The following is a 23,709-nucleotide window of genomic DNA, read 5'->3' as shown; positions in this document are numbered from 1 at the left end:
TTGTCAGGTGGGGGTAATTGATCGTCGATGACATATTCGAACCGGCCTGGGAGGTCTGCGATGACGGTTAAGCGAGTGCATCCCCTGGGGGCCACTTTGTTGGCCGCGCTGTGCGCCGTCCTCCTGGGCGTGTCGTCGCTGCTGAGTCCGGGGCTGGCGTCCCGGATCGAGCGGATGCTCGCCGACGTCACGCTGCTGGCCGGCGAAGCCTGGATCATGACCGGCACCGGTCAGGCCGACCCGACGATCGGCATCTACATGGACCTGGTGCGGGATTACTACCTGCAGCCCGTAACACCGTGGTTCGCCGGACAGACGACCTACGAGGGCTACGCGCTGAACGGCCTGACCACCCCCGAACAGTTCTGCCCGATCGTTTGCCAACCGCTGCCTGTCCCGCAGCTGAACTTCGGGGACTCGCTGGCTCAGGGCGTGGCCAATCTGGAGGGTGCGATCCGCCCACAGCTCGAGGCCGGTGAGCAAGTCACGGTGTTCGGCTACTCGCAGAGCTCGGTCATCGCCACCCTGGCGATGCACAGCCTGCTCGCCGGGGATCCGAGCGGCGGCAGTCTTGGCTTCGACCCGGACAACCTGCACTTCGTGCTGATCGGTGCCCCCAACAACCCGATCAGCGGCATGCTGACCCGGCTGCACTTCCCGGACGGGTTCGACGGGAACATGCAGCACATCCCGTTCCTGAACATCCCGGTGGGCATCGACTCGACCCCGACCGTGCCGTTCGCGACCGATGTCTACGCCACCGAATACGACGGCTGGGCCGTCTTCCCTCAGGACCCCACCAACTTGCTGGCCGTGATCAACGCGATCATGGGGATCCCGGCGGTGCACAACTCGTACTTCAACGACAACCTGGGCAACGCCATCGACCTGGGCACGATCGGCAACACCAACTACTTCATGCTGCCCGAGCAGCTGCCGATCCTTGGACCCCTCTACGGCCTCGGGGACATCGGCAAGTTCGCCGCTGACGCGGTGGCGCCCATCCTGAAGACGGTCATCGACTGGTCCTACGGCAACCCGGGCGCCCCGGACGCCGGGATCACCGTGAACGGTGTCGACCCGATCGGCGCGGCCGGTGCGTGGGCGGTCACCGCGACCGGCCAACTGTCGGAGGACACCGGTGTCCTCGGATTCGGGCTGCGGATGGACCCGCTGCAGATGCTGGCCGGCCTGCAGTACGCCGGCGCGCAGAGCCTGATCAGCATCGGCAACTACCTGGGCGAGCTCGCCGGTGTTGGCCCGCTGCCGGACTCGCACATCGATCTGCTGATGTCGGGCTACAACTTCACCATCGACCTGGACCACTCGCTGCTCACCGGCTGGCAGAACCTGGCTACCGAATGGAACCTGCTCGACGTGCTGGGCCCGGACGCCATCTTCAATGGCGCGCCGCTGATCTCGGCCCAGCCGCTGCTGGACCTGCTCGGTATGGGCTTCAGCCTGATCAACCTGCTCGACGCCTAGATCGATGCAGCACCGACGCTCGCTGGGGGCAGCACTGCTCGTAGCGGCGTCGGTGCTCTCGGTGACCTGCGGGCCGCCGGCACCCGGACCCGGCGCGGCAGATCGGCCCGACGTTGCGCTGTTGGGCAACGAGGGCTGGATCATGGGGCCGACCAGCATTCCCGACCCCACGGTCGGCGGTTACCTGGACGCGGTGTTGGACCTGTTCCTGCAGCCGGCCTCACCATGGTTTCCGGGGCAGCCCACTTTTCCCTCCTACGATTTCGCCGGTCTAGTCACCCCTAACCAGTTCTGCCCGCTGGTGTGCTTGCCCCCACCGAACCCCTATCTGACCTTCGCCCAATCGATAGCCCGCGGCACCGAGATCCTGCAGGCCGCGGTAGTACCGCAACTGGAGAATGGCGACAACGTCACGGTGTTCGGCTACTCGCAGAGCGCCACTGTCTCCACCCAGTTGATGATCGACCTGCTCGCCAACGCATCGGGCGGCGGCGGGGGCGTTTATGACCCGGCCAACCTGAACTTCGTGCTGATCGGCAATCCCAATAACCCGCTCGGCGGCGTCCTGACCCGCTTCCCCGCATACCCGCTGTTGGGCGACCAGCCGGTGCACCTGCCGTTTCTGGGCATCCCGTTGAGCATCGGCCCGACGCCGACCAGCGGTTTCGACACCGACATCTACACCGGCGAGTACGACGGCCTGGCCAACTTCCCGCAGGACCCGGCCAACCTGCTGGCCATGGTCAACGCGCTGGTCGGCACGGCGACCGTGCATTTCTCCTACATCGACTTCGACAACCTGGCCGACACCATCGACCTCGGCAGGATCGGGGACACCGACTTCTATCTGATTCCGCAGCAGTTGCCGATCCTGTGGCCGCTCTACCAGCTTGGCGACGTCGGCAAGGTCATCGGGGATTCGCTGACACCGATGCTCAAACTGGTCATCGACTGGGGTTACGGCAATCCGGGCGACCCGTTCGTCGGTATCAACGGCACCGATGCCGTTGGGCCCTGGGCTGTGACCGCCGGCGGCCAGCTGGCCGACGGCTCCGATGTAGCCGGCTTCCTACTGCGGATGGACCCGCTACAGATGCTGGCCGGCGTGCAGTACGCCGCGGTACACAGCTTCGTCGACCCGGTCAACGACCTATTGGGTTTTGCCGGCCAGTCCCCACTGTCGCAATCGTTCGTCGATGCGCTGCTGACCGGCTACCACCTCACCAACGCCGTGGACGCCCATCTGCTCGACGCCTGGAACGAGCTGGCGGTGTCGTTGAACGTCGCCGACTGGCTGGGCCCCGACGCCGTGTTCAACGGCGAACCGTTGATCTCGCTTGCGCCGATGCTGGAGATGGGTGCGGTGGTCTTCGAGATACTCAACTTCCTCGGCGCATGACCCGTAGGGTCGGCGGCGTGAATGTGTGCGTCGTCAACCATCCGCTGGCCGCGGCGCGGTTGACCGCGCTGCGCGACGAGCGCAGCGACAATGCGGCATTCCGGTCGGCGCTGCGCGAGCTGACCTGGATGCTGGTCTACGAGGCCACCCGCAACGCGTCCCGCGAGGACATCGTCGTGCGCACCCCGCTGACCGACACCGGCGGGGCGCGGCTGGCGCGGCCACCGCTGCTGGTGCCGGTGCTGCGAGCCGGGCTGGGCATGGTGGAAGCGGCACACGCCCTGATCCCCGAAGCCGACGTCGGTTTCGTCGGGGTGGCGCGCAACGAGGCAACCCATCAACCGGTGCCGTACCTGGCGTCGCTGCCGGCGGACCTGAGCGCCACACCAGTCATGGTCCTCGACCCGATGCTGGCCACCGGCGGCTCGCTGGTGCACACCCTGGGACTGCTGGTCGATCGCGGCGCCACCGACATCACCGTGCTGTGCGTGGTGGCGGCACCGGAAGGTGTTGCGGCACTGACGCAAGCGGCACCGGGAGTGCGACTGTTCACCGCCACCATTGACGACGGACTGAATGAGGACGCCTACATCGTTCCAGGCCTGGGCGATGCCGGCGACCGCCAATTCGGGCCGCGCTGAGATCCCGACCGTCACACCCGTAACCGGCGGGAGGGCATGTGGTTGTTGCCCGCCTTTGAGCGACAAATGTTCGTGCATTGGTGGATTCAGCCCTCCCGGCATCCGTTGTCGCTCAAAGGCGGGCAACCGTCACACCCCGGCGGGCCGGTGGCGGCTGAGGCGGGTGCGGCGGCTGGTGAACGGGGCGAGTGAGGCGCTACCAGGCGCGGACCGCATCGGCGACGGCCTCGCGCACCCGCTGCGCCTCGGCGCGGTCCCCGGCAAGGTCATCCGAGGGCGGGCGAGCGACCTCGAGATAGCACTTGAGTTTCGGCTCGGTTCCCGACGGGCGCACCACCACCCGTACCGAGCTGCCGTCGAACTCGCCGGTGAACTCCAGCGCATCGGTGGCCGGTCCGCTGCGGTGCAGCAGATCGGTTGCGGTGACGGCGAATCCGGCCAGCGTATCCGGCGGATCGGCGCGCAGCCGGGCCATTACGCCAGCTGCCTCGGCCGGACTGGCGACCCGGCGCGTCACCGCGTCGGTGACGTGCACACCGTGCCGGCGGGCCAACTCGTCGAGGGCTTCGGGAACCGAGCTGCCCCGACCGGCCAGGGCCGCCACCAGATCGCAGACCAACACCGCGGCGCTGATCCCGTCTTTGTCGCGCACCGCCTCCGGGTCGACGCAGTAGCCGATCGCCTCCTCGTAGGCGTAGACCAACGTGGCGCCGGGCAATGCGTTATCGGCGCGCGCCAGCCACTTGAACCCGGTCAGCGTCTCCACATGGCGGGCGCCGTAGCCCTGCGCGATCCGCACCAGCATGCGTGACGACACCACGCTGCTGGCCACCACCACGCCGGCCGCCCGGCCCGCGGGCAGCCGTGACAGCAGGTAATCGCCTAACAGCCAACCGGTTTCATTTCCGGTCAGCATCCGCCAGCCGTCAGGACCGTTGATGCCGACCGCGCATCGGTCGGCGTCGGGATCCAGTGCGATCGCGACGTCGGCGCCGACGTCGGCGGCCAGTGACAGCAGCGCGTCAGTGGCGCCGGGTTCTTCCGGGTTGGGAAACGCCACTGTGGGAAAGTCTGGATCGGGGTCGAACTGGGTCTGCACCGGGTGGATATCGGTAAACCCCGCGGTGCGCAGGGCCTCGACCGCAATCTTGCCGCCCACGCCGTGCAGCGGTGTCAGCGCTACTCGAACCCGGCCGCCGTGGCGCCGCATGGCGGCGGCCCGCCCGATGTAGCGCGCAATAAGTTCGTCGCCGGCCGGCGCAACGGGGCGGCGGGAGATCGCGTCGGCCGGGGGAGCGTCGGCCATCGCTGCCTCGATCTCGGTGTCGGTCGGCGAGACGATCTGCACGCCGCCGTCGAAGTACACCTTGTAGCCGTTGTCGGTAGCCGGGTTGTGTGAGGCGGTGATCTGGATGCCGGCCGCCGCAGCGGTATGGCGCACCGCGAACGCCACCACCGGCGTCGGGCATGGTTGGGGAAGAAGCAGTACCGAAAATCCTGCGGCGGCAAGCACTTCAGCCGTCGCGACCGCGAATTCTGCCGAGCCGTGACGCGCGTCGCCGCCGACCACCACCGTCGAACCCGTGCGTCGCTGTGCGCTGAGCACCTGCGCCACCGCCCAGCTGGCGCGCAGCACCACGGCGAGATTCATCGCGTCCGGGCCGCCCCGCACCGGCCCGCGCAGCCCGGCCGTGCCGAACCGCAGCGGTGCTGCGAACCGGGTGGCTAACTCGCTCGAACTGCACGCGCGAAGCTCCGCCGCGGTTACCGGGTCGGGGTCGTGGGCGATCCAGTCTTCGGGGGTCACTCGTTGATTGTGGCAAGCGGCGAATTGACGCGTGTCAATTACTTGTTACCCTTCTCCGGCTTGCAGTCAATTGACCATGGAGAACGGGTGACAGATTCGACAACCTTGCTGGCGAGATATTCAGCCGGCTTGCCGGTGAGCTGGCGCAACATGACGCCAGTAGCCGGGGTAGTGGCCGTCGCGGCCATCGTGCACCTGGCGGTAGCCACCCGATATGGCTGGCACACCGACGAGTTCTATTACGTGGTCTGCGGTCAGCACCCGGCGTGGGGATACTTCGACCACCCGCCACTGGTACCGCTGTTGGCCCGGGCGGCTGCCCTAGGCGGCCTGTGGGGACTACGGCTATTGGCGATAGCCGTGCACCTGGCCTGCATCGTGCTGGCGGCTCTGCTGGCCGCGGAATTAGGCGGTCGGCGGGTGGCGCAGGTGCTGACCGCGGTCGCCGTAGCCGCCAGCCCGCTGTTCATGGGTGCCGCCATGTTCTTCGGCACCACAGTGGTCGACCAGCTGGTCTGGATCGCGGTGCTGCTGCTGGTGACTCGGGCACTGCGGATCGGGACTGTGCTGGCCTGGTTACCGGCCGGCGTGGCCGCAGGTATCGGGCTAGAGGCCAAACAGACGGTCGTGTTGCTGCTTATCGGTATCGGGATCGGCTTGGCGATCTTCCGGCGCGACGCGCTGCGCGGGGCGGGGCCCTGGACGGCCATCGGGGTAGCGGCGGTGTTGGCGGCTCCGAATCTGATCTGGAACGCCAGCCACGGTTGGCCCAGTCTGACGTTCGCCCACGCTATGTCGTTGCGAATGGGCGGTATGGCTGGGTCTCTGTCCCAGATGCCATTGCTTCTCTTGCTATACGCCGGCCCTATGTTGGTAGTGCTGTGGCTGGGCGGTATCGGCTGGCTGGCCTCCCCCGAGGGGGAGCATCACCGCTGGCTACTGGCGGTGCCGGTGGTGGTGGTGGCGTTGGTCATTATCAGCGGTGGACGCTGCTACTACGTGGGCCCCGTGTTCGCGGTGCTGTTCGCTGCCGGCGCGATGCGTATCGAAGCCAGGAACCCCGACCGACTGCCGCCGGGGTGGGCAGTTGCACTTGTCGGTCTGTTCGCCGGCGCGGCCATGATCTGTCTTCCCATGCTGTCCGTGACGACCGCCGATTCGTTGCGCAAGGTCAATCCCATTCCACTGGAGACGTACGGCTGGCGTCAGTTCGTCGACGAGGTGGCGGCTGCCGCAACGTCGCTGCCCGAGGATGTGCCGATCTTCACCAGTGACTACGGCGAAGCCTCTGCACTGCGAATCTTCGGGTCGTCGGCGGGTATCAATCGTCCGGTGGTCAGCGGCGACAGTAACTACGCCGTGTGGGGCCCGCCGCCCGGCGACGCAACCACGGTGCTCTGTGTCGGGAGGTTCCCGGTCCGCAAGCTCACGCAGTATTGGGCGCACGTCACCTACCTGGCGTCGATCACGATCCCCGATGGTGTGCACAACGGGTTGCACGGAGCCCACATCTACCTGTGTGAGCAGCCGCGGGGAAGTTGGGCCGCGATGTGGCCGCGCATGCGCCACAGCTCGGGAGTCGCGTACTGAACCCCTCGGGTGTCACCTGTTGATTGTGGGAAGCGCCGAGTGGACAGATGTCAACTACTTGCTAGCATGCCCGGATCTGTACCGCTTTGACGATGGAGTGCCGGTGATTCGCTCGACAGACGTGTCGGTGCGTCGTTCTACAGACCCGTTCGTGAATCGACGAACGCTCGTGCCGGTAGCCGTCGTGGTTGCCGTGGCCGCGGTCGTCCACGGGGCTTTCGCGATGAACTACGGCTGGCACCCCGACGAGTTCTACTACGTGATCTGCGGCCAGCACCCGGCCTGGGGATACTTCGACCACCCACCGCTGGTGCCTCTGCTGGCCCGGTTGGCGGCACCGGGGGGTTTGCTGGGACTACGACTGTTGGCCATCGCGATTCACCTGGGCGCCATCGTGTTGGCGGCTTTGCTGGCCGCGGAACTCGGCGGGCGGCGCATTGCGCAAGCCATCACCGCCGCGGCCGTCGCGGCAAGCCCGCTGTTCATGGGTGCCGCGATGTTTTTCGGCACCACCGTGGTGGACCAGCTGATCTGGATCGCGGTGCTGCTGCTGACGACGCGGGCGTTGCGGATCGGAACGGTGCTGGCCTGGTTGCCTGCCGGAGTGGTGGCCGGCATCGGCTTGGAAGCCAAGCAGACCGTCGCGCTGCTGCTCATCGGTATCGGGGTTGGCCTGGCGATCTTCCGGCGCGACGCGCTGCGCTCTTCGGGACCGTGGCTGGCCGCTGCCGTCGCGGTGGCGCTGGCGGTCCCGAACCTGATCTGGCAGGCCGCGCATGGCTGGCCCAGTCTGACGTTCGCCCACGCCATGTCGGTGCGGATGGGCGGCCCGGCTGGATCGCTGATCCAGCTACCGCTGCTGCTGTTGCTCTACGCGGGCCCGCTGCTGGTGCTGTTGTGGGCAATCGGAGCCTACTGGCTGGCGTCGCCGGAGGGCCGGGAGCACCGCTGGGTCTTGGTAGTGCCGGTGGTGGCGTTGGTGCTGTGTGTCGTCACCGGCGGTCGTTGCTACTACGCCGGGCCGGCGCTGGCGGCGCTGTTTGCTGCCGGGGCGGTGTATATCGAAGCCAAGAATCCCGACCGGGCGCCGCGAGGCTGGGCGATCGCACTGGTCGCGCTGTTCGCCGGCGCGGTGGTGTTCTGCCTGCCGGTGCTGCCACCGGCGAACGCCACAACATTGCGGAATGTCAATCCCATTCCGATGGAGACCTACGGGTGGCCGCGGTTCGTCGACGACGTGGCGGCCGCCGCGGCCTCGCTGCCCGATGACGTGCCGATCTTCACCAGCAATTACGGCGAAGCCTCGGCGCTGCGCGTCCTCGGGCCGGCGGCCGGCATCAACCGTCCGGTGGTCAGCGGAGACAGCAGCTACGCCCAGTGGGGTCCGCCGGCCGGTAGCGCCGACACCGTGCTGTGCGTCGGGCGATTCCCGGTCGCGAAGTTGACCCAGTACTGGCGGCACGTCACCTACCTGAACTCGATCAGGTTCCCCGCCGGGGTGCGCAACGGGGAGAGCTCCGCGAAGGTCTATCTGTGCGAGCAACCGGTGGGCAGCTGGGCAACGATGTGGCCGCGGATGCGGCACAGCTCTGGAGTGAGCTACTGACCTGAGGGCGCCGGCAGCCGAACGATCACGTCGGCCAGCAGCGCACCCATCTGGGCCGCCGATTCGCGGCCCGCGGCCAGCACCTCGGCGTGGCTGAGCGGCTCGCCGGTGATCCCGGCCGCCAGGTTGGTCACCAGCGACAGGCCCAGCACTTGGGCACCGGCCGCCCGGGCGGCGATCGCCTCGTGCACGGTCGACATGCCCACCAGGTCGGCGCCCAGGGTGCGCAACATCCGGATTTCGGCAGGGGTCTCGTACTGCGGGCCGGCCATCCCGGCATAGACCCCCTCGGCGAGGGTGGGGTCGACTTGGTGAGCCAGCGCGCGCAGCGACGGAGTGTAGGCATCGACCATGTCGACGAAGTGCGCGCCCTCAAGCGGCGAGCGTCCGGTCATGTTCAGATGGTCGCTGATCAGCACCGGTTGGCCGACGTGATAGCTGGTCCGCAAGCCGCCCGCCGCGTTGGTCAGCACCACGGTGTTGGCCCCGGCCGCGACGGCCGTGCGTATCGGCCGGACGACGTCGGCGAGCTGATGGCCCTCGTAGGCGTGGATCCGGCCGACCAGCACCAGCACCCGGTGCGTGCCGATCTGCATGGATACCAGCTCGCCGGTGTGGCCCGCCGCGGTCGGCGCGCTGAACCCGGGCAGGTCTGCCATCGGAAGGGCCGCAGTCGCGGTGCCGAGGGCCGCCACCGCGGGCGCCCACCCGGAACCGAGCACGACCGCCACGTCATGCGTCTGCACGCCGGTGCGCCGCGCTACGACCGCAGCCGCCTGTGTTGCCAGCGGTACCGTCACAGGCACTGAGTTTAATAGCGCGCCACGATGGGATACTGCCTGAATGTCTCCAACTCCCGTGTCGCACGCTGTCGAGGCGTGGCTGGCGGCCCATGCCGAGGAATTGGTGGCGTGGCGACGGCATCTGCACCGACACCCGGAGCTGAGCCGGCAGGAGTTCGCGACCACCCAATTCATCGCCGAGCGTCTTGCCAGCGCCGGACTCAACCCCAAGGTATTGCCTAGCGGAACCGGACTGACCTGCGATTTCGGCCCGGAGGATGGGCCTCGTGTCGCATTGCGGGCCGATATCGACGCCTTGCCGATGACCGAACAGACCGGGGCGGCGTACGCCTCGCTGGTGCCTGGAGTGACGCACGCCTGCGGTCACGACGCGCATACCGCGATCCTGTTGGGTGCGGCGCTGGCGCTGGCATCCGCGCCGGAGTTGCCGGTCGGGGTACGGCTGGTGTTCCAGGCCGCTGAAGAACTGATGCCCGGTGGCGCGATCGACGCGATCGCCGCGGGCGTTTTGAGCGGGGTCAGCCGGATCTTCGCGCTGCACTGCGATCCGCGGCTGGAGGTCGGCCGGGTGGCCACCATTCCGGGACCGATCACCTCGGCGGCCGACACCATCGAGATCACCCTCAGCGGTCCCGGCGGGCACACCTCGCGGCCGCACCTGACCGCTGACCTGGTCTACGGGCTGGGCACGCTCATCACCGGGCTGCCCGGGGTGCTGTCTCGGCGCATCGATCCGCGAAACAGCACGGTGTTGGTCTGGGGTGCGGTGAATTCCGGTGCCGCCGCCAACGCCATACCGCAGTCGGGGCGGCTGGCCGGTACGGTGCGCACGGCCAGCCGGGACACCTGGGTGGCGATGGAAAGCATCGTCGAGGAGGCGGTGGCGTCACTGCTGGAGCCGCTGAACATCGAACACACGCTGAACTACCACCGCGGAGTGCCGCCGGTGGTCAACGAAGCGGTGTCGACGCGGATGCTGACCCACGCGATCGAGGCCATCGGGCCCGAGGTGCTGGCCGAGACCCAACAGTCCGGTGGCGGGGAAGACTTCTCCTGGTATCTGGAGCAGGTTCCCGGTGCCATGGGCCGACTCGGGGTGTGGCCGGGCAGCGGGCCGCAACTGGATCTGCACCAGCCGACGTTCGATCTCGACGAGCGGGCGCTGGCAGTCGGGGTGCGGGTGATGGCCGGCGTCGTCGACCAGACCGATCTGCTCTAGCTGCCGGGGCCGATATTGCGGGCCGGTCGGGTCCGCAGGTTGCGCACGTATTCCTCTGGAGCGCCGGCGATCTGGGCGGCCTCGGCCACCACGCCCAGATAGCGCGCCGAAGGGAGCCCGCGCTCCCAGGCATCAACGACGTACAGCCACGCCAACACCGGCGCGGGCTCGCTATCGACCGGGTCCGAGGTGATCCCGTCCACCCGGTCCACCCGGAGCCGGATCTTCTTGTGGATCCCGAACTCCGAGCCTTCCCAGCTGTCCATGTTCTTCTCGTCCTCGGGAGTCACGTCGTAGAGGACGACGAAAACACTCGAGTCCGGGTCCTCGACCACGGTCGCCAGGGCGCCCTCCCAGCCGATGTCCTCGCCGGCGAACGTCAGACGCCAGCCGTGCAACCAGCCGGTGCCGGTCATCGGGGAGTGCGGAGCCCGCTGCAGCATCTGTTCGGGATGCATGTTCGACCCGTAGGCGGCGTAGAGCGGCACGGCAGAAATCTTAAACGCAGCGCTGCGGATAGGTTAGTCGCTGTGACTTCTCCCTCGACGCGCATTGTGATCGTCGGCGGCGGCCCGGCCGGCTATGAGGCGGCGTTGGTCGCGGCGGCCAAGGGTCCCGAAGCGGTAACGGTGACGGTGGTCGACGCCGACGGCCTGGGCGGCGCCTGCGTGTTGTGGGACTGCGTGCCGTCCAAGACGTTCATCGCCTCGTCCGGGGTCCGCACCGAGCTGCGGCGCGCCCCGCACCTGGGTTTCGACATCCACTTCACCGACGCCGAGATCGAGCTGGACAAGATCCACGAGCGAGTGAAATCCCTGGCCGCGGCGCAGTCCGCCGACATCCGCACCCAGCTGCTCAACTCCGGCGTCGAGGTCATCGCCGGCCACGGGGAGCTGATCGACCCAGAAGCCGGCCTGGCGCATCACCGAGTCCGGGTCACCGAGCACGACGGTGGGCAACGGGTGCTCGACGCGGACGTGGTGTTGATCGCCACCGGCGCCAGCCCGCGCACCCTGCCGGGCGCCGAGCCGGACGGCGAGCGAGTCCTGACCTGGCGCCAGCTCTATGACCTGCACACGCTGCCCGAACACTTGGTGGTGGTGGGTTCGGGGGTCACCGGCGCGGAGTTCGCCAACGCCTATACCGAACTCGGGGTCAAGGTGACGGTGGTGGCCAGCCGTGACCGGGTGCTCCCGCATGAGGATCCCGACGCGGCGCGGGTGCTGGAGAGTGTGTTCGCCGAACGCGGCGTCACGCTGGTCAAGAACGCCCGGGCCGCCTCGGTGACCCGCTCCGGTGACGGGGTGCTGGTCACCATGACCGACGGCCGCACCGTGGCGGCAAGCCACGCGCTGATGACAGTCGGGTCGGTGCCCAACACCTCCGGACTGGGCCTGGAGCGGGTCGGGATCGAGCTCGGACCGGGCAACTACCTACAGGTGGACCGGGTGTCGCGCACGTCGGTGTCCGGGATCTACGCCGCCGGCGACTGCACCGGACTGCTGCCGCTGGCGTCCGTCGCGGCCATGCAGGGCCGGATCGCGATGTATCACGCGCTGGGCGATGCGGTGGCCCCGATCCGGCTGCGCACGGTGGCCGCCGCGGTGTTCACCCGCCCCGAGATCGCCGCGGTAGGGGTGCCGCAGTCGCAGATCGATGACGGCACGGTGCCCGCCCGCACCGTCATGCTGCCGTTGCAGACCAACGCCCGGGCGAAGATGAGCCGGATGCGCTACGGGTTCCTCAAGCTGTTCTGCCGGCCGGCCACCGGCACGGTGATCGGCGGGGTGGTGGTGGCCCCGATCGCCTCGGAGCTGATCCTGCCGATCGCGCTGGCGGTGCAGAACCGGATCACCGTCGCCGACCTGGCACAGACGCTGGCGGTGTATCCGTCGCTGTCGGGCTCGCTCACCGAGGCGGCTCGCCGGCTGATGACGCACGACGACCTCGACTGAGCGGCAGTACTCCAAGCGAGCGTCGCGGCGTGTTTGGGCGGGCGGCCACGTAGCCTGGCACACGTGAGCACGCTGGGACCGGACCAACGAGCGCGAGCCTGGGAACGACTGGGCTCCGAGCAGTTCGACGTAGTGGTGATCGGCGCGGGGGTGGTGGGCGCCGGCTGTGCGCTTGACGCCGCTACCCGCGGCCTGCGGGTGGCGCTGGTCGAGGCGCGCGACTTCGCCGCCGGGACCTCGAGCCGAAGCTCGAAGATGTTCCACGGCGGCCTGCGCTACCTCGAGCAGCTGGAGTTCGGGCTGGTGCGCGAGGCCCTGCACGAACGCGAGCTGTCGCTGACCACGCTGGCGCCGCACCTGGTCAAGCCGCTGCCGTTTCTGTACCCGCTGACCCGGCGGTGGTGGGAACGTCCCTACGTGGCCAGCGGCATCTTCCTCTACGACCAGCTGGGCGGGGCGAAATCGGTTCCCGCGCAACGTCATCTGACTCGCGCCGGCGCACTGCGTTTGTGTCCGGGGCTGAAGCGCGGCGCGTTGATCGGCGGCATCCGCTATTACGACACCGTCGTCGATGACGCTCGCCACACCCTGACCGTCGCACGCACGGCGGGGCACTACGGCGCGGTCATCCGCACCTCCAGCCAGGTCGTCGCGCTACTGCGCGAAGGCGACCGCGTGACCGGGGTGCGGGTCCGCGACTCCGAGAACGGCGAAGTCACCGAAGTCCAGGGACACGTCGTGGTCAACGCCACCGGGGTATGGACCGATGAGATCCAGGCGCTCTCGCGTCAGCGCGGCCGGTTCCACGTCCGGGCCTCCAAGGGGGTGCACATCGTGGTGCCGCGCGACCGGATCGTTTCGGAAGCGGCCATCATCCTGCGGACCGAGAAATCGGTGCTGTTCGTCATCCCGTGGGGCACCCACTGGATCATCGGCACCACCGACACCGACTGGAATCTGGATCTGGCCCACCCCGCGGCCACCAAGGCCGACATCGACTACATCCTGACCCACGTCAACACCGCGTTGGCCACGCCGCTGACCCATGCCGACATCGAAGGCGTGTACGCCGGGCTGCGGCCGCTGCTGGCGGGGGAGAACGACGACACCTCGAAGCTGTCGCGCGAGCACGCGGTCGCGGTTCCGGCGCCGGGCCTGGTGGCGATCGCCGGCGGCAAATACACCACCTACCGGGTGATGGCGGCCGACGCGATCGACGCCGCCGCTGAATACATCCCGACGCGGGTGGCTCCCTCGATCACCGAGAAGGTGCCGCTGTTGGGCGCCGACGGCTACTTCGCGCTGATCAACCAGGCCGAGCACGTCGGTGCCCACCAGGGCCTGCACCCCTACCGAGTGCGCCACCTGCTGGACCGTTACGGCTCGCTGATCCACGACGTCCTGGCGGTTGCCGACGGGCAGCCGGAGCTACTGGACCCGATCGCCGAGGCTCCCACCTACCTGAAGGTGGAAGTCGCCTATGCGGCCGCCGCGGAGGGCGCACTGCACCTGGAGGACGTACTGGCCCGGCGGACCCGGATCTCCATCGAGTACGCCCACCGCGGGGTCAACTGTGCGCGCGAGGTCGCCGAGGTGATGGCCGCGGTGCTCGGCTGGGACGACGCCGACATCGACCGGGAGGTGGCCAACTACACCGCACGGGTCGAGGCCGAGATCCTCTCGCAGGAGCAGCCCGACGACGCCTCGGCGGACGCGCTGCGAGTCAGTGCGCCCGAGGCGCGGGCCGAAATTTTGGAGCCGATTCCGCTTACCTGAACGCCGAACGCCGCTGACCTGGCGGAACGTCTGTCGGCCCCGGTATGGTGAGCGGCATGCCCACGCAGACACACCGCACCGCCATGCGGAAAGTGCTGCTGCTGGCTGACCGGGATCTGCGCCCTCGGGGCACCAACGGCTACACCACGTCCTGGGGCAACAACGCGCACGGCAAACTTGCCGGCTGCCCCCCTGCGCACCGCTGAGCGACAACGCCTTTCACCTCGAGGCTCTAGGCCTCTGACATATCTGTCACTCGAATCAAAGGCCCTCCCTTGACCTCTGGTCGCCCCCCGCTTTTCGGCCGCGGATCATCGGCCGAAGCCAGCCGACTCGCCGACGTGCTTCGCAAGGAGACCGTGGGCGGGGCACTGCTGCTGGTCGCGGCTACCTGCGCGATCGCGTGGGCCAATTCGCCATGGGCGGCTGCCTATTACCGGCTCGGCGACATCACTTTCGGACCCCGCACCTGGCATCTGCACCTCTCGGTGTCGGAGTGGGCGGCCGATGGCCTCCTGGCGATCTTCTTCTTCGTGGTCGGCCTGGAGCTCAAGTACGAAGTGCTTGCCGGCGACCTGCGTGACCCGCGTCGCGCCGCGCTTCCTGTCGTTGCCGCGGTCGGCGGAATGGTCATGCCCGCAGTGATATTCGTCGCCATCAACGCCCACACCGGTGGCGGAGCGCTGCGCGGCTGGGCCATTCCCACCGCCACCGACATCGCGTTCGCATTGGCCGTACTCGCCGTGATCTCCTCGCACCTGCCCTCGGCATTGCGCACCTTCCTGCTGACCTTGGCGGTGGTCGATGACCTGTTGGCGGTCACCGTGATCGCGGTGTTCTACACCGACGACCTCAACCTCGTCGCACTTGGGCTGGCACTCGTCCCGTTGGCGTTGTTCGCGGTGGCGTCCCGCCGTTTCGACAACGCCGCGGTGCTGCTCGTGCTGGCCTTAACCACTTGGTATCTGGTCCACGAATCCGGTGTGCATGCCACCATCGCCGGTGTCCTGCTCGGCCTGACGGTTCCGGTTCGGGAGGCGGGCAAGCGCGGCACGTCGCCTCCGCATCGGCTGGACGCAAAGAGTCTCGAGCACCGGATTCGCCCGCTGTCCGCGGCCCTGGCGGTGCCGGTGTTCGCGTTCTTCGCAGCCGGCGTGACTTTCGGTGGCCTGCATGGATTGGCCAGCACACTGCACGATCCCATTGCCATTGGCGTCGCCGCCGGCCTGGTTGTAGGAAAAGCGGTGGGCATCGCCGGCGCCGCCGTGCTGACCGCCGCACTGACCCGAGCCGAGCTCGACACCTCATTGAAGTGGGTCGACGTGGTCGCTCTGGCCTTGCTTGGGGGCATCGGGTTTACCGTTGCACTCTTCATCGGAGACCTCGCCTTCAGCGATCCTGTTCGTCAACAACATGTCAAATTGGGTGTGCTGATGGGCACCCTTACCGCAGCGGTGCTGGCGGCGGTGCTGCTGACCATCCGCGACCGTGCCTATGCCCGCGATGCGGACAGCGCGCCGGCATTCGATCTCAAACCGCGATGACCCGTCGACGGCCCGCCCCGCTGCCCGTCCGTGACGGTCTGGGGCCGGCCCGGCTGCGTTTGCACGGCGGCCCGGTGGCCGCCGAGCTGCGTACCCGGTTCGGTACGGCCACCGCGGCGAAAGTGTCTGCCGGCGAAGTGGTTACCGCAGACGGGGCGGTCGTCGACGAGACCACGGTGTTGCCGGCCGGGGCGCACGTCTTCTTCTATCGCGATCTGCCCGACGAGGTGCCGGTACCGTTCGACCTTCCGGTGCTGTACCGCGACGCGGATCTGGTGGTGATCGACAAGCCGCACTTCCTGGCGACCATGCCGCGCGGCAGCCATGTGGCCCAGACCGCGCTGGTACGGCTGCGGCGCGAATTGGACCTTCCAGAGCTGAGTCCGGCGCATCGGTTGGATCGACTGACCGCCGGGGTGCTGCTGTTCACCACCCGCAAAGAGCTGCGGGGGCCCTATCAGACCCTGTTCGCCCGCGGCGCGGTGCGCAAGCAGTATTTGGCGAGGTCCTCCGCCGAGCCGACCGTCGTGTTCCCGCAGCTGGTACGCAGTCGCATCGTCAAAGAGCGCGGTTGCCTGCAGGCGCGCGAAGAACCCGGCGAGCCGAACGCCGAGACGCTGGTCGAGTCGGTGGGTGATGGCCGCTACCGGCTTACCCCGCGCACCGGACGTACCCACCAGTTGCGAGTTCACCTGGCCTCACTCGGTCTGCCGATCGACGGTGACCCGCTGTACCCGCAGGTCATCGATGTTGCCCCCGACGACTTCTCGCAGCCGTTGCAACTGCTGGCCTACCGGCTCGAGTTCGACGATCCCTTCACCGGGCGGCCCCGTGGTTTCGTGAGTGAACGCGACCTCGACGCGAACTGACTCCGGCCGCCCGGGGTTTCGGCTGTGACAGTCCTGGGTACAGCAAGGCACGACCAGAGCAGAAGGAGTCTGATTCTGATGAAGGCACACAGCAAGATGACGATCGCGGTGCTCGGCAGCGCAGTCGCGCTGGTGGCGGCCGGTTGCAACGGCACCAAAGAAGAGGGGCCGAGTACCACCACGACCACGACCACCACGACGACGACCACCACGACCGAGATGGCACCCGAACCGGTACCGGGCGGACCGGGCCCAGAAAACCCGGGCGAGCCGGGCGGCCCGACCGGTGGTGGCGGACCGGGTGGCGGCGGCGGCCAGATTCCCGGTGGTCCGACCGGCGGTGGTGGGCCCGGCGGTGGCGGGGGCCAGATTCCCGGTGGCCCGACCGGCGGTGGCGGGCCCGGCGGGGGCAGCGGCACGATCCCCGGTGGCCCCACTGGCTGGGGTGGTCCCGGCGGCGGCGGAGGTTGCGTACCCGGTGTGGGTTGCGGCGGGTGGCCGTGATCGACCAACCCTTCCAGTGCTGACAGCCGAAAGCCGGCCGGCAAGCTAGCCGGCCGGCTTCGGTTTGTCAGCGACCGGGAGTCCCGGCATCACCGCTGACATGACGGGCACCAGAACCGAATACGCTCGCCCTCGCGGTCGGAATCCACGCTGGTGCCGCATCGCCGACACGGCAGGCCGGCCCGGCCGTACACCCACAGCTGTCGGCTCGGCCGGGTGTCGCCGGTGGTACAGCGCGACCATCGCAACCGGTTAGCCCACAACATCTCGCGTGCCCGCGACACCAGCCGACCCGGATCATTCAGTTCCACAACGGGTGTCGTCGGTAGCCGTCCGACGATGAAGCACAACTCATTGCAGTAGACATTGCCGATTCCAGCCATCACCGTCTGATCCAACAGTGCCGATGCCAGCGGGCGCTGCGGATCTGAAACCAGGCGCTCGGTGGCCGCAGCCGGATCCCAGTCGGCGCCGAGCAGATCCGGCCCCAGGTGCGCGACGGCGTCGCCGTCATGGTGGCGGTCCAGCACCTCCAGCACGCCCAGATCGATACCGGTGGCGCGGACGGGGCCTGCCTCCAAAATGATTCGCACCCGATGATCGACCGGGCTGTGTCTGGCAAGGCGCCGGTCCACCCGCCAACTGCCCTCCATTTTCAGATGCGAATGGATGCTGGCCGATCCGACGCGGATGAACAGATGTTTGCCGCGGCTGAGCACCTCATCGACGCGCTGCCCGCTCAGATCGACGCCCGCGTACCGCGGAACGCGGATATCGCAGCGGGTCAAGGTCTTCCCCGCCAACGCGGTGGCCAGCACCGTCGCAGTGTGAAATACGGTGTCTCCCTCGGGCATCAGCGCATCCGCAATCCGCGCGGCGTGCGGGAGAACCCGGCCTCGATCAACGCATCCAGTGTCGGAGAATTGGGTAGCTCCAATACCGGCACGCCGTCGACCCGCTCGATGAGAATCCCGTCCACCCGCCGGTCGGCGATCAGCCGAGTCAACGCCCCGGCGGCGGCACGCTGTGCCTCGGCGGTGTCGGCGAAGTTCAGCAGCGTTCGGCCGCCTCGCTCAACGAACCACGCCAGCTGCCCGTCGACCAGGACCACCAGCGCGCCGGCTTTGCGGCCCGGCCGGGCCGTTCCCGGGTGCGCCGGCCAGCTCAGTGCCGCACCGTACGGGTTGGCCGGGTCGGCGGCGGCCAGTGCCACCGCGTGGTAGTCGGGGCGGGCCGGGTCGACACCGTCGAGATAGCCGCGCAGCCGGTCCACCGTGGAGGCCAGCGCGAACTGCGCCGCCCCCAACGACTCGATGAAATAGCCACGCTGGCATCGCCCGGCTTCCTCGAAGGCGGTCAGCACCTTGTAGACCGTGCTGAAACCGCCCGGTACCGCCTCGGCGGCGACTGCGCCGCGGGTCAGCACGCCGTAGCGGTTCAGCAGCAGTTCGGCGGTGTGGTGCGCCCGCACGGTGGAATCCTCCTGCGGGGCGGGCAAAACCGACCAGCGACCGGCCACTGCCGGGTCGGCGGCGCGGGCAGCGGCGTGCGCGACACTGTAACGGCTGAGCCGGGGCGGGCGTCTGCTGCGGTGCGCAGGGGTGGAGCGCCGGGTACCGGCCAGCACCGCGCGCACCGGAGCGAAGGTGTCGCCGGTGACCCATCCCGCCCAGATCAGCTCCCACAGTGCGGCTTTGCGTTCCGCCTCGCTCGCCTCTCCGCAGAGCTGACGGAAGAAGAACGCACCGCCGCCGTGCAGGGCATCCAGAATCGCCCGGTGGGCGTCGCCGAATTCGATCGGCGTCGCGGGTGCCAACGTCAACGGCGCCGAATCGGCGGTGTGAAAGCTGATCCAGCCGTCGGTGGCCGGGGCGCTGCCGGCCGGCGCGCCCGCGCCCGACCACAGCACCTCCCCGGAGGCCAGCAGCTCGTCGAGCATGGCCGGCGAGTAATCGCGCACCCGCGGCCCGAAGATCAACGGTTCGACCGCCGACGCCGGTAGCGCCACGCCGGCCAGTTGTTCGATCACCCCCGCCAGCCCGTCCACACCGGTGGTGGCGACCTCCGGAGTGCCGATCTGCTGCCAGGCCGGCAGGAACCGGCCGTAGGCGGCCGGCGAAACCGGCTCGATCGCCGCCCGTAACGCGGCCAGTGACCGGCGCCGCAGAATCCGCAGCACCTCACCGTCGCACCACTGTTCGCCGGGGGAGTCCGGGAAGTCGGCGAATTCGCCACGCACCACACGTCCGTCGGCGGCCAGTCGACCCAGCGCGTCTGCCGCGACCCGCACTCCCAGCCCGAACCGGTCCGCGGCCTGTCCGGTGGTGAACGGCCCCCGGGTTCGGGCGAAGCGGCCCAGCAGCTCACCCAGCGGGTCGGCGACCGGATCGGTGAAGCCCATCGGCACCCCCGGCGGTACCGCCACCCCGAGGCCGTCGCGCAGCCGGCCGATGTCCTCGATCGCCACCCACCAGCGCTGCCCGCCGAACGCCACCGTCAGCACCCGCCGGGCGGTCAACAGGTGTTCGAGCCACCCGCTCACCGCAGCACCCGCGGCCCGGGCGCTGATCTCTTCGGTGGTGAGCGGACCGAGCAGCCGCAGCAGGTCGGCCGCCCCCTCGGCGTCGCGGGCGGCCTTCTCCGGCGTCAGATGCTGCAGTTGTGCGCTCAGGCAGGCGATCACCTCGGGGTCGAGCAGTTCGCGCAGCTCGACTCGGCCCAGCAATTGCGCCAGCAGAGTGGGATCCAGGGACAAGGCCGCCGCCCGGCGCTCCGCCAGCGGGCTGTCGCCTTCGTACATGAATGCCCCGACGTAGCCGAACAACAGCGACGCCGCGAACGGTGACGGGGTGGGGGTCTCGACTTGGGTCACCCGCACTCGGCGTTGGGCGATCTGGGCCATCAGTGCCGTCAGCGCGGGGACGTCGTAAACGTCCTGCAGGCATTCGCGCACCGTCTCCAGCACGATCGGGAACGTCGGATATCTGCGGGCCACGTCGAGCAGTTGGGCCGCTCGCTGGCGTTGCTGCCATAGCGGGGTGCGCCGGCCGGGGTGGCGGCGCGGCAACAGCAATGCCCGGGCCGCGCATTCCCGGAACCGAGAGGCGAACAAGGCCGAGCCGCCCACCTCGGCGGTGACGATCGCCTCGATCTCGTCGGCGTCGAACACGAACAGTTCCGCGCCGGGAGCTTCGGCGCCGGAGTCGGTGTCGGGCAGCCGGACCACGATGCCATCGTCGGAGGCGGTCGGCTTCTCGTCGATGCCGTAGCGGTCGTGCAGCCGCCGGCCCACCGCCAGTGCCAACGGCCCGTGCACACGCAGTCCGTACGGGGAGTGCAGGACCACCCGCCAGTCACCGAGTTCGTCGCGGAATCGCTCTACCATCAGCGTGGTGTCGGTGGGCACCGCCCCGGTGGCGGCGCGCTGATCGTCGAGTAGTCGTCTCAGATTGTCGACCGCATAGTCGTCGAAACCCAGTCCCGCGCAGCGTTTGTCGAACGACTCAGGGTCAAGGCCGGCCAGCTCGCCGGTGAATGCGCCGAGCGCCGCACCCAGCTCGGCGGGCCGCCCGACACCGTCGCCGTGCCAGAACGGCAGCCGGCCCGGCTGACCGGGTGCCGGGGTGACCAGCACCCTGTCGTGGGTGATCTCGGTGATCCGCCAGGTGGTGGCGCCCAGCGAGATGATGTCGCCGGGACGCGACTCGTAGACCATCTCCTCGTCGAGTTCGCCGACCCGGGAGGGTTTCCGCGTTTCGTCAGTGCCGGCCAAGTACACCGCGAACAGTCCGCGGTCGGGGATGGCGCCACCGGAGGTGACGGCCAGTCGTTGCGCGCCGGGCCGACCGGTCAGGGTCCCGGCGTCGCGGTCGTAGACCAAACGCGGTCGCAGTTCCGCGAATTCAGTCGACGGGTATTTGCCGGAGAGCAGATCCAGCGTCGCCTCGAAAACACCGCGCGACAGGGTGGCGAACGGAGCGCTGCGGCGCACGGTGTCGAACCAGGCTTCAGCATCCAGTGGCTCCAGCGCGGCCGCGGCCACCGTGTGCTGGGCCAGGATGTCCAGTGGATTGGCCGGCACGGTCAGGGTTTCGATCTGGCCGGCGAGCATCCGCTGTACCGCGATCGCGCAGCCGATCAGATCGGTGCGGTGTTTGGGAATCAGTACGCCCGAGGAGATCTCGCCGACCTGGTGTCCGGCTCGACCGACGCGCTGCAGTCCGCTGGCCACCGACGGCGGTGCTTCGATCTGGATGACCAGGTCGACCGCGCCCATGTCGATCCCCAGTTCCAGGCTCGAGGTCGCCACCACCGCGCGCAGCCGCCCGCTCTTGAGATCCTCCTCGACGTCGGCTCGAGTCTGCAGCGATACCGAACCGTGGTGGGCGCGTGCCAGGGGGGCCGCGGCCTCCGCGGTGTCGACGCAACGCTCTGCGTGAATTTCGTTGAGCCGACCAGTCAGTCGCTCGGCGAGACGTCGCGAGTTGGCGAACACGATCGAGGACCGGTGGGCTTCGATCAGGTCGACGATGCGTTCTTCGACCTCGGGCCAGACGGTGCCCTCGGCCGGATTGGCCATGTCGGGCACGGGAACCTGGACGGTCAGCTCGAACGTTTTGGCGGCCGGGGGAGTCACGATCGTGGTCGGGGACTGGCCGGACAGGAACCGGGCGACCTCTTCGGCCGGACGCACCGTGGCGCTCAACCCGATTCGCTGAGCGGGACGCGCCAGCATCGCGTCAAGGCGCTCCAGGGACAGCGCCAGGTGGGTGCCCCGTTTGGTCCCGGCCACCGCGTGTACCTCGTCGACGATCACCGTGCGCACCCCGGCCAACGTGTCCCGCGCCGCCGACGTCAGCATCAGAAACAGCGACTCCGGGGTGGTGATCAAGATGTCGGGCGGCTTGGAGACCAGCTCGCGGCGCCGCGCTGGCGAGGTGTCGCCGGAGCGCACGCCCACGGTGATGCCGGGAGCGGGCAACTCGCGCCGTGCGGCCATCCGGGCGATGCCCGCCAACGGAGTGCGCAGGTTGCGCTCGACGTCGACGGCCAGTGCCTTGAGCGGCGAGATGTAGAGCACCCGGGTGCCCTGACCGGGCTGTGCGGTCAGTTGGTCCAGCGCCCACAGGAACGCCGCCAGTGTCTTACCGGAGCCGGTCGGGGCGACCACGAGGGTGTTGTGGCCGTCGGCGATCGCCGACCAGGCCTGCTCTTGGGCCGGCGTCGGCGCTGGGAAGGTGCCGGTGAACCAGTCCCGGGTCAGCGCCGAGAACCGAGCCAGCGGCGCCGGCGTTCCTCGGTCTTGTGGGCTCACCCAGCCATGGTGCCAAGTTCGGAGCCGGAGCGCTCCCGCGCTGCGGTTTTGTGCTCGTCGCCGCCGGGTATCCGACAACGGTGATTGCGGTGATCGGAGGCGGGGGATGATCATTGCCGATGACGGTGTGACGGCGGTCCGGCCGATCTTCGCCGACGCGCAACCGCGCGCGGCAGGGGTCGCGCCGCCCGAAGCGCTGCCCCGCGATTGGACGTGGGCCAACTGGGCGCTGTCGCTGCTGACCGCACCGGCCGCCGCACTTCTCATGGCGTTCGCGCTGGCCAGGGTGTCCGGCTCCGCACTGTGCAACCGGGCGGCGTGCCCGGAGCTCAAGGTGAACGGGTCGCTGTTCGGCGTGCTCTATCACGGAGCGGCCGGCGTAGCGGCGCTCACGCTGTTCCTCGCCTTCTTCCTGGCGACGCACCGCCGCGGGATCGTGGTCTGGGCGTGCGGGTGGGCGCTGCTGTTGGCCGACTTGGCGGTTTTAGTCCTGATGTTTTGACGGACCCAGTGGCGGATCTACAGAGGGGATCGCGAGATGTCTGACCTGATTTCAATGCCCGCCGCGGTCGGGTTTGCCGCCTTGGTGCTGACCGGTGGGCAGGCAGCGGCCTCCGCCGACCCGGACACCGACCCGGTGGTCAACACCACCTGCACTTACTCACAGGTGGTGTCGGCGATGAACGACCAGGCACCCGGAGACGCCGAGCAGTTCAACGCCACACCGGCCGAACGGTCCTGGCTGCAGAACTTTCTGGCCGCCCCGCCCGCGCAGCGCCAGCAGATCGTGGACCAAGCGCAGGGCACGCCAGATGGCACCCATTACGTTGCGCTCTTCAGTCCCTTGGCCAACGCCTGCGACAACTACTACTGAGCTCACTCCTCGACGGTGAAGAACGAGTCGCCGTCTTCGGGACTTCCGGACATCTGCGCGCGGTGTCGACCGCCTGGCACAGCTTCGTCTGGATCGTGGTCAGGGCCGGCCGCATCGGGCTGCTCAGCCGCCAGCTTGGCGTCCAACGACTCATGTGCGGTCTCGCTGTCAGCGGCTTGCCATTCGTCCGGTGGACTGACGGCTGCGTCGCCGTCGTCATTGCGCAGTTCGTCGGAATCGGTGGCCTCACTCGGCGGCAACGTGTCGTCCTGTGTGGTGTCGGTCGCCGCGGAATCGGAATCAGGTTGTTCGGTCATGGCATT

Annotated in this window: 20 protein-coding genes; 14 read left to right on the top strand and 6 right to left on the bottom strand. The window is 68.6% G+C overall.

Features of this window, described 5'->3' with window-relative positions; genetic code table 11:
• The first annotated feature begins 60 nt into the window (after positions 1 to 60).
• From RCP37_RS16315 to upp, 3 genes are read left to right on the top strand one after another with little or no spacing between them, the layout of a single operon-like run.
• Positions 61 to 1,485 carry a PE-PPE domain-containing protein gene (locus RCP37_RS16315; protein WP_308484061.1) on the top strand — a complete coding sequence of 475 codons (1,425 nt, stop codon included), beginning with the start codon at positions 61 to 63 and terminating at the stop codon, positions 1,483 to 1,485.
• 4 nt (positions 1,486 to 1,489) lie between these two features.
• The gene (locus RCP37_RS16310; RefSeq protein WP_308484060.1) at positions 1,490 to 2,884 is read left to right on the top strand and encodes a PE-PPE domain-containing protein; all 1,395 of its coding nucleotides are present in this window, start codon (positions 1,490 to 1,492) and stop codon (positions 2,882 to 2,884) included.
• 17 nt (positions 2,885 to 2,901) lie between these two features.
• On the top strand, positions 2,902 to 3,525 hold the full coding sequence (gene upp / locus RCP37_RS16305) for a uracil phosphoribosyltransferase (protein ID WP_308484059.1): 624 nt from the start codon (positions 2,902 to 2,904) through the stop codon (positions 3,523 to 3,525).
• A gap of 196 nt (positions 3,526 to 3,721) precedes the next feature.
• On the opposite strand, the gene RCP37_RS16300 is transcribed toward upp, so the two are convergent.
• Complete coding sequence (locus RCP37_RS16300) at positions 3,722 to 5,332, bottom strand: phospho-sugar mutase (RefSeq protein WP_308484058.1); 1,611 nt, start codon at positions 5,330 to 5,332, stop codon at positions 3,722 to 3,724.
• Between the two features lie 87 nt (positions 5,333 to 5,419).
• Here RCP37_RS16300 and RCP37_RS16295 point away from each other — a divergent pair, with 87 nt between their 5' ends.
• The gene (locus RCP37_RS16295; protein ID WP_308484057.1) at positions 5,420 to 6,922 is read left to right on the top strand and encodes a glycosyltransferase family 39 protein; all 1,503 of its coding nucleotides are present in this window, start codon (positions 5,420 to 5,422) and stop codon (positions 6,920 to 6,922) included.
• A gap of 151 nt (positions 6,923 to 7,073) precedes the next feature.
• On the top strand, positions 7,074 to 8,528 hold the full coding sequence (locus RCP37_RS16290) for a glycosyltransferase family 39 protein (RefSeq protein ID WP_308484056.1): 1,455 nt from the start codon (positions 7,074 to 7,076) through the stop codon (positions 8,526 to 8,528).
• Here the strand turns inward: RCP37_RS16290 and RCP37_RS16285 are convergent.
• Positions 8,522 to 9,328, bottom strand: coding sequence for a purine-nucleoside phosphorylase (locus tag RCP37_RS16285; RefSeq protein WP_308484055.1), 807 nt, complete (start codon positions 9,326 to 9,328; stop codon positions 8,522 to 8,524). The genes RCP37_RS16290 and RCP37_RS16285 overlap by 7 nt on opposite strands.
• A gap of 43 nt (positions 9,329 to 9,371) precedes the next feature.
• Here RCP37_RS16285 and RCP37_RS16280 point away from each other — a divergent pair, with 43 nt between their 5' ends.
• Complete coding sequence (locus tag RCP37_RS16280; RefSeq protein ID WP_308484054.1) at positions 9,372 to 10,550, top strand: M20 family metallopeptidase; 1,179 nt, start codon at positions 9,372 to 9,374, stop codon at positions 10,548 to 10,550.
• Here the strand turns inward: RCP37_RS16280 and RCP37_RS16275 are convergent.
• A complete protein-coding gene (locus RCP37_RS16275) occupies positions 10,547 to 11,038 on the bottom strand; it encodes a gamma-glutamylcyclotransferase family protein (protein ID WP_308484053.1) in 492 nt (163 codons plus the stop codon). The two genes, RCP37_RS16280 and RCP37_RS16275, sit on opposite strands and share 4 nt — an antisense overlap.
• A 42-nt stretch (positions 11,039 to 11,080) precedes the next feature.
• Here RCP37_RS16275 and RCP37_RS16270 point away from each other — a divergent pair, with 42 nt between their 5' ends.
• From RCP37_RS16270 to RCP37_RS16245, 6 genes are all read left to right on the top strand, one after another.
• Positions 11,081 to 12,505: an NAD(P)H-quinone dehydrogenase gene (locus RCP37_RS16270; RefSeq protein WP_308484052.1), complete on the top strand. Its 1,425-nt coding sequence runs from the start codon at positions 11,081 to 11,083 to the stop codon at positions 12,503 to 12,505.
• Positions 12,506 to 12,568: 63 nt separating this feature from the next.
• Positions 12,569 to 14,281, top strand: coding sequence for a glycerol-3-phosphate dehydrogenase/oxidase (locus RCP37_RS16265; protein WP_308484051.1), 1,713 nt, complete (start codon positions 12,569 to 12,571; stop codon positions 14,279 to 14,281).
• A gap of 56 nt (positions 14,282 to 14,337) precedes the next feature.
• Positions 14,338 to 14,487 carry a hypothetical protein gene (locus RCP37_RS16260; protein WP_308484050.1) on the top strand — a complete coding sequence of 50 codons (150 nt, stop codon included), beginning with the start codon at positions 14,338 to 14,340 and terminating at the stop codon, positions 14,485 to 14,487.
• A 69-nt stretch (positions 14,488 to 14,556) separates the two neighbouring features.
• The gene (gene nhaA, locus RCP37_RS16255) at positions 14,557 to 15,825 is read left to right on the top strand and encodes a Na+/H+ antiporter NhaA (RefSeq protein ID WP_308484049.1); all 1,269 of its coding nucleotides are present in this window, start codon (positions 14,557 to 14,559) and stop codon (positions 15,823 to 15,825) included.
• Positions 15,822 to 16,694, top strand: coding sequence for a pseudouridine synthase (locus RCP37_RS16250; protein WP_308484048.1), 873 nt, complete (start codon positions 15,822 to 15,824; stop codon positions 16,692 to 16,694). The genes nhaA and RCP37_RS16250 overlap by 4 nt, the downstream gene beginning before the upstream one ends.
• Before the next feature lie 78 nt (positions 16,695 to 16,772).
• A complete protein-coding gene (locus RCP37_RS16245; protein ID WP_065039052.1) occupies positions 16,773 to 17,198 on the top strand; it encodes a hypothetical protein in 426 nt (141 codons plus the stop codon).
• Positions 17,199 to 17,287: 89 nt separating this feature from the next.
• On the opposite strand, the gene nei2 is transcribed toward RCP37_RS16245, so the two are convergent.
• Positions 17,288 to 18,052, bottom strand: a complete 765-nt coding sequence (gene nei2 / locus RCP37_RS16240; protein ID WP_308484047.1) for an endonuclease VIII Nei2 — start codon at positions 18,050 to 18,052, stop codon at positions 17,288 to 17,290.
• Positions 18,052 to 22,512, bottom strand: a complete 4,461-nt coding sequence (locus tag RCP37_RS16235) for an ATP-dependent helicase (protein ID WP_308484046.1) — start codon at positions 22,510 to 22,512, stop codon at positions 18,052 to 18,054. The genes nei2 and RCP37_RS16235 overlap by 1 nt, the downstream gene beginning before the upstream one ends.
• Before the next feature lie 106 nt (positions 22,513 to 22,618).
• Here RCP37_RS16235 and RCP37_RS16230 point away from each other — a divergent pair, with 106 nt between their 5' ends.
• Both RCP37_RS16230 and RCP37_RS16225 read left to right on the top strand, forming a co-directional pair.
• Positions 22,619 to 23,014 carry a hypothetical protein gene (locus tag RCP37_RS16230; RefSeq protein WP_308484045.1) on the top strand — a complete coding sequence of 132 codons (396 nt, stop codon included), beginning with the start codon at positions 22,619 to 22,621 and terminating at the stop codon, positions 23,012 to 23,014.
• Between the two features lie 36 nt (positions 23,015 to 23,050).
• On the top strand, positions 23,051 to 23,386 hold the full coding sequence (locus RCP37_RS16225; protein ID WP_065039055.1) for a hemophore-related protein: 336 nt from the start codon (positions 23,051 to 23,053) through the stop codon (positions 23,384 to 23,386).
• A gap of 2 nt (positions 23,387 to 23,388) precedes the next feature.
• On the opposite strand, the gene RCP37_RS16220 is transcribed toward RCP37_RS16225, so the two are convergent.
• Positions 23,389 to 23,703 carry a hypothetical protein gene (locus RCP37_RS16220; protein ID WP_308484044.1) on the bottom strand — a complete coding sequence of 105 codons (315 nt, stop codon included), beginning with the start codon at positions 23,701 to 23,703 and terminating at the stop codon, positions 23,389 to 23,391.
• Positions 23,704 to 23,709 lie beyond the last annotated feature (6 nt).

Source organism: Mycolicibacter sp. MU0102 (assembly GCF_963378105.1).
Classification (GTDB): Bacteria; Actinomycetota; Actinomycetes; order Mycobacteriales; family Mycobacteriaceae; genus Mycobacterium; species Mycobacterium holstebronense.
Note: the sequence above shows the minus strand (reverse complement) of the source record. Positions and strands in the feature narration are given on the sequence as shown.

Coding starts and splice junctions, on each gene's coding strand:
- RCP37_RS16315 (WP_308484061.1), top strand. CDS start 61: ATGACGGTTAAGCGAGTGCATCCCCTGGGGGCCACTTTGTTGGCCGCG.
- RCP37_RS16310 (WP_308484060.1), top strand. CDS start 1,490: ATGCAGCACCGACGCTCGCTGGGGGCAGCACTGCTCGTAGCGGCGTCG.
- RCP37_RS16280 (WP_308484054.1), top strand. CDS start 9,372: ATGTCTCCAACTCCCGTGTCGCACGCTGTCGAGGCGTGGCTGGCGGCC.
- RCP37_RS16260 (WP_308484050.1), top strand. CDS start 14,338: ATGCCCACGCAGACACACCGCACCGCCATGCGGAAAGTGCTGCTGCTG.
- RCP37_RS16250 (WP_308484048.1), top strand. CDS start 15,822: ATGACCCGTCGACGGCCCGCCCCGCTGCCCGTCCGTGACGGTCTGGGG.
- RCP37_RS16245 (WP_065039052.1), top strand. CDS start 16,773: ATGAAGGCACACAGCAAGATGACGATCGCGGTGCTCGGCAGCGCAGTC.
- nei2 (WP_308484047.1), bottom strand. CDS start 18,052: ATGCCCGAGGGAGACACCGTATTTCACACTGCGACGGTGCTGGCCACC.
- RCP37_RS16230 (WP_308484045.1), top strand. CDS start 22,619: ATGATCATTGCCGATGACGGTGTGACGGCGGTCCGGCCGATCTTCGCC.
- RCP37_RS16225 (WP_065039055.1), top strand. CDS start 23,051: ATGTCTGACCTGATTTCAATGCCCGCCGCGGTCGGGTTTGCCGCCTTG.
- RCP37_RS16220 (WP_308484044.1), bottom strand. CDS start 23,703: ATGACCGAACAACCTGATTCCGATTCCGCGGCGACCGACACCACACAG.